Below are 4354 nucleotides of genomic sequence, written 5' to 3'. Positions count from 1 at the left end.
ACCTCGTCCGGGCCGACCGGCCGGCTTGGCCGAGCCGGGCTGCCGGCATAAGCGTATCCGCCCGCGAGCCTCATGCGCGGGAACACGGTCGCGCCCGCTTCGATCACCGCGGTGTCGCCGATCTCGGCGCCGTCGAGGATCACGACGTCGTCCTCGATCACGACGTCGGAGCCGATCGTGCAGGCATGAACGACGCTGTTGCGACCGACCGTGACCCGGTCGCCGACCTGCGTCCCGTGGGTGAGCGTGGCGATGTGCACCGTCGAACGGTGGCCGAGCCAGAACCTGTCCCCGAGGGTGATGGCCTGCCCGTCGGCGCGGATCACCGCCTCGTCGCCGATCCAGGCCTGGGCGCCGATCCGGGCGGAGCCGATCACCGTGCTCCCGCGCCCGCACCAGACCGGGCGGCTCGCGAAATCCGGCAGGACGCCCGCGTAGGGCAGGATCAGGTCGGGGGTCACACGTTCATCCTTCTCCGCCGATCACGCCCGCGACCGGGGCGAATGCGACTTCTCGTGCCATATAGAGGCGCGACCGGGTGTGACAGGCGTGGGACCGGCACGCGCCGCTTGAGGATCGTCGGACGAGGATGTTGGACCGGAGCATGAGCGCCCCCGCACCGAGCGTCGCCATCCAGACCGAACCGTTCGACACCGCCGCCGAGATTGCCCGGGTGAGCGTCGAACTAGGCGGCCGGGCCGGCGCGGTCGTCACCTTCACGGGCCTCTGCCGGGACGAGGCCGGGCGGCTGGCGGCGCTCGAACTCGAGCATTATCCCGGCATGGCGGAGGCGGAGATCCTCCGTGTCGCCGTGGACGCCGTCGCCCGCTGGCCGCTTCAGGCCCTGCGGGTGATCCATCGCCACGGCCGCGTGCGTCCGGGCGACGGCATCGTGCTGGTGGTGACAGCCTCCAGCCACCGGGTCGCGGCCTTCGAGGCGGCGAACTTCCTGATGGACTACCTCAAGACCCGCGCGCCGTTCTGGAAGCGCGAGCACTTGGCCGACGGCACCGTCGGCGGCTGGGTCGAGGCCGCCGCCCACGACGACGCGGCCGCGGAGCGCTGGGGGCAGTAGACCCGCGCTCCGGAGGTCTCGCTGCGCCCTTTCCCGGGCGCATGCAGCGTCAGCGGAATGCGACCCGGGACCCAGCGCAACACACCGCGAAGCGTCCGTTATCCCTTGATCGTGCCGCTGCGCAGCGCTTTCCTTGCTGGGTCCCGGATCGCCTTTCACTGCGTTCCAGGCGTCCGGGAAAGGTGGGCGGCTCATCCGAGACGGCCGGGCCCGCCGCCTGTGATCCCAAGCGCCAGAATACGCCCTACAGGATCGCGTTGAGCAGCACCGCGGCCAAGGCGCCCGCGACGGCGAGGCCGAGGATGACCACGCTGCTGAGTTGGTCCCCCGTATCCACGGTCCGGCCCGGGCCGAGGGAATGGATGTGGGGCTCGTTGCTGCTCACGCGGTCTCTCCTGGAGGCGCCCGGCTCCCGGCGGGAGCGCTTGCGTGGGCGGACAACGCGCGAAAGGCCGTCCGGTCTCGCCCGGCCGCACACAAGCTTGGTACGGCGTCGCCCTTGACCGCGGCCAGTCCGGGGCGTTCGTGAGCCTGCGACGCAGGAGCAATGATGACGGACGGTCAATCTCGGGATCTGGACGGCCCGGTCGGGCCCTGGCGCGGAGCCTTGCCGCTGGCGGCTTCGGGGATCGCCGTCGTCTGCTTCGTGGCGTTGCTGGCGCTGGCCTGGATGTCGGTGGGCACGCTCCTGCTGATCTTCGCGGGCGTGCTGCTCGGCGTGTTCCTCGACGGCCTGACCCGGGGGCTCGGCCACGTCCTGCCCCTGCCCCGGGGCCTGCGCCTGACGATCGCCAGCCTCGCGGTCGCCGTCGCGGTGATCGGCTTCGCATCCTACGGCGGGGCCACCATCGTGCAGCAGGGCCGCGATCTCGGAACCACGATCAAGAACCAGGCCGGCACGGTGTCGAGCTGGCTGTCCGAGCGCGGCATCGACGTGCCGAGCCTGGCGCCGAAGGGCGGCTCGGCCGAGCCCGGTCAGAAGGAGGGCGGCCTCGGCGGGCTCGCAAACGGCCTGCTCAAGAGCAGCAGCTCGATCGTCTCCGACGCCGGCAGCGTCCTCGGGCCGGCGGCGGCTGTGATCCTCGGCTTGTTCGATGCGCTGGGCAACCTGCTGGTGATCGCCTTCCTGGGGCTGGCCTTCGCGGCCGACCCAGAGGCCTATCGGGACGGGGTGCTGCGGTTCGTGCCGCCTCAGAAGCGTCGGCGCGCCGCCAAGGTGCTGGACGGCGCCGGCGAGACCTTGCGGCACTGGCTGTTCGGCCAGTTGATCATCATGGCGGCGATCTTCGTTTGCACCTGGGCCGGGCTGGCCTTCCTGGGGATCGGCGGCGCGCTGATCCTCGGCCTACAGGCCGGGCTTTTGGCCTTCGTGCCGACCGTGGGACCGCTGGTGGCGGGCATCGTGATCATCTTGGCGGCCCTGGCCTCGGGCCTCAAGGCGGTGATCGGCGCCGTCGGCGTCTACTTGGCGGTGCAGTGCCTGGAGAGCTACGGCCTGACCCCGTTCATCCAGAAGCGCGCGCTGGACATCCCCCCGGCCACGATTTTTGCCGGCCAGTTGATCCTAGGCGTCATCTTCGGGCTGTGGGGCATCGCCCTGGCGCTGCCCCTGATGGCGGTGATCAAGGTTCTGCTGGAACAGCTCTACGTGGAGGACACGCTGCACGAGCCGGCGAGCAGCTGAGCCGCACGGCCTGATGCGCGGGACCGCGAGCCCGAACCCAATCGGTTTGTCCGTGTCGATGTCTGGGAAGAGTGGATTTGCGAGGGTCCGCTTCTGAGTGAGAGTTGGCAGACACCGCCGTCGCACCCAATCACGACTGAGAGCAGCCGTATGACCGCGCGCACCGTGCTCGATAGCGGGCAAACCGAGCGGCCCCCCATAGGGCCTACCTCGATGAACTTTGGCCGACCTCGATGAGGCAAGCAATTCAGTTTGGCCGGCGTGTATCCAGAGTTTACGACTTGTCCGGCTCGGTTGACGGAGCGGCAGTGCCCCCCACGCCTATGCCTAGATCAACTCCCCTGTGAGGCGGTACTCCGCTCGGCAGCATGGGAGCGGGTGAGGGCTCCTTCTGCGCCTGAACAAGGCCAGCTTCCACCTCTCGGATGAGATCTGCGAAGGCGTACGGCTTGCTGAGCAGGCGTGTACCTGGCGGCAAGTCGTGCTGAAGATCCACCCCGGCTCCCGAGGTGACGATGATGCCAACACCGGGCCAACGGTGGTGAACGAGGTGGGCAAGGGCGACACCATCGCCCACGATGGCCCGCCCTGTGATCAACATGCGCACGGCGACTGACCCTTGGAGGACCGCCACCGCCTCAGCGGCAGTGCACACCTCCATGGTCTGAAAGCCAACATCCGTCAGCATGTCGGCGGTGACCATACGGACGAGCTCGTCAGCCTCCGCGATGAGGATGGCTAGAGGTCTGCTGTCAGACATGATGTGCTCCGCGCGAACAGGGCGGGAGCGCACGCTGCTCTCAGGCACAGGCGGCCGGGACCAAAGCCAGTGATGGTCCGTTATGCGCTAATTATCAGCCGGGCGCGATGGCCCTGAGTTGTGGCCGCTCGCTACCCCAAGCCGAAGTTGCGCCACGGCAGATCGATAGCTGCTCTCGGGAAGCGCCTTTGGCGATCCGGTTGGCCGGGTTGGGTCGAAAACAGCCATTTCGTAGGCGAGACCGGCATTCGGACCCACGGACGATTCTGGCCGCGTTCGCCCGTACGTCCGAACTTCTGGCCCTGCCGTCCGCGCTGCCGACTCGTCACCCGCGCAAGCCCGACTCGATCATCCGCGCCACCGCCAGGGCCCGGGCGTCGTCGCCGAAGCGGCCGATCACCTGGACGCCCACCGGCAGGCGCTCGCCCGGCACCGGTACGTTCACGCAGGGCACGCCCATCAGGGTCCAGAGCTGGTTGAAGCGCGGGTCGCCCGTCGAGGCCAGGGTGGCAGGTGCCGGGCCCGGAGCCGAGAAGGTGAGGATCGCGTCGTATTCGGCGAACAGGCCCTTGAGCACCCGGCGAGCCCGGTGGCCGTGGCGGCGGGCCTCGTCATACTCCGCCGCCTCGATCGCCGCGCCCGCGTCGAGATGCTCCCGGACCCGCGGCGGCAGCGCGTCGCGATGGCCGTCGTACTCCCAAGCCAGCGCCAGCCGGCCCTCGTAGTTCTGGATGATTCGGTGGCGCTCCCAGGCGAGCGCCAGCTCGGGCGGCAGCGTCAGGTCGGCGACCTGCGCACCGGACCGCTCGGCCGCCTGCCGGGCGCGGTTCAGGGC

The 4354-nt window shown here is 69.5% G+C and carries 6 protein-coding genes; 3 read left to right on the top strand and 3 right to left on the bottom strand.

What is annotated here, in order from left to right:
• Positions 1 to 461: gamma carbonic anhydrase family protein (locus tag FV228_RS21580; RefSeq protein ID WP_147856480.1), on the bottom strand; the 461-nt coding region annotated here is incomplete at its 3' end.
• 143 nt (positions 462 to 604) lie between these two features.
• Between FV228_RS21580 and FV228_RS21575 the strand changes: the two genes are divergently transcribed.
• Complete coding sequence (locus FV228_RS21575) at positions 605 to 1075, top strand: molybdenum cofactor biosynthesis protein MoaE (RefSeq protein ID WP_147856479.1); 471 nt, start codon at positions 605 to 607, stop codon at positions 1073 to 1075.
• A 244-nt stretch (positions 1076 to 1319) separates the two neighbouring features.
• Here FV228_RS21575 and FV228_RS33305 read toward each other — a convergent pair whose 3' ends face one another.
• Positions 1320 to 1460, bottom strand: a complete 141-nt coding sequence (locus FV228_RS33305) for a hypothetical protein (protein WP_187277856.1) — start codon at positions 1458 to 1460, stop codon at positions 1320 to 1322.
• A gap of 165 nt (positions 1461 to 1625) precedes the next feature.
• Between FV228_RS33305 and FV228_RS21570 the strand changes: the two genes are divergently transcribed.
• Together FV228_RS21570 and FV228_RS34830 are read left to right on the top strand one after the other, a co-directional pair.
• Positions 1626 to 2759 carry an AI-2E family transporter gene (locus FV228_RS21570; RefSeq protein WP_187277855.1) on the top strand — a complete coding sequence of 378 codons (1134 nt, stop codon included), beginning with the start codon at positions 1626 to 1628 and terminating at the stop codon, positions 2757 to 2759.
• Between the two features lie 481 nt (positions 2760 to 3240).
• The gene (locus FV228_RS34830; RefSeq protein WP_281406516.1) at positions 3241 to 3375 is read left to right on the top strand and encodes a hypothetical protein; all 135 of its coding nucleotides are present in this window, start codon (positions 3241 to 3243) and stop codon (positions 3373 to 3375) included.
• A gap of 469 nt (positions 3376 to 3844) precedes the next feature.
• Here the strand turns inward: FV228_RS34830 and FV228_RS21560 are convergent.
• On the bottom strand, positions 3845 to 4354 hold a 510-nt coding region (locus tag FV228_RS21560), incomplete at its 5' end, for an amidase family protein (RefSeq protein ID WP_246693982.1).

The organism is Methylobacterium sp. WL18 (assembly GCF_008040015.1).
Classification (GTDB): Bacteria; Pseudomonadota; Alphaproteobacteria; order Rhizobiales; family Beijerinckiaceae; genus Methylobacterium; species Methylobacterium mesophilicum.
Note: the sequence above shows the minus strand (reverse complement) of the source record. Positions and strands in the feature narration are given on the sequence as shown.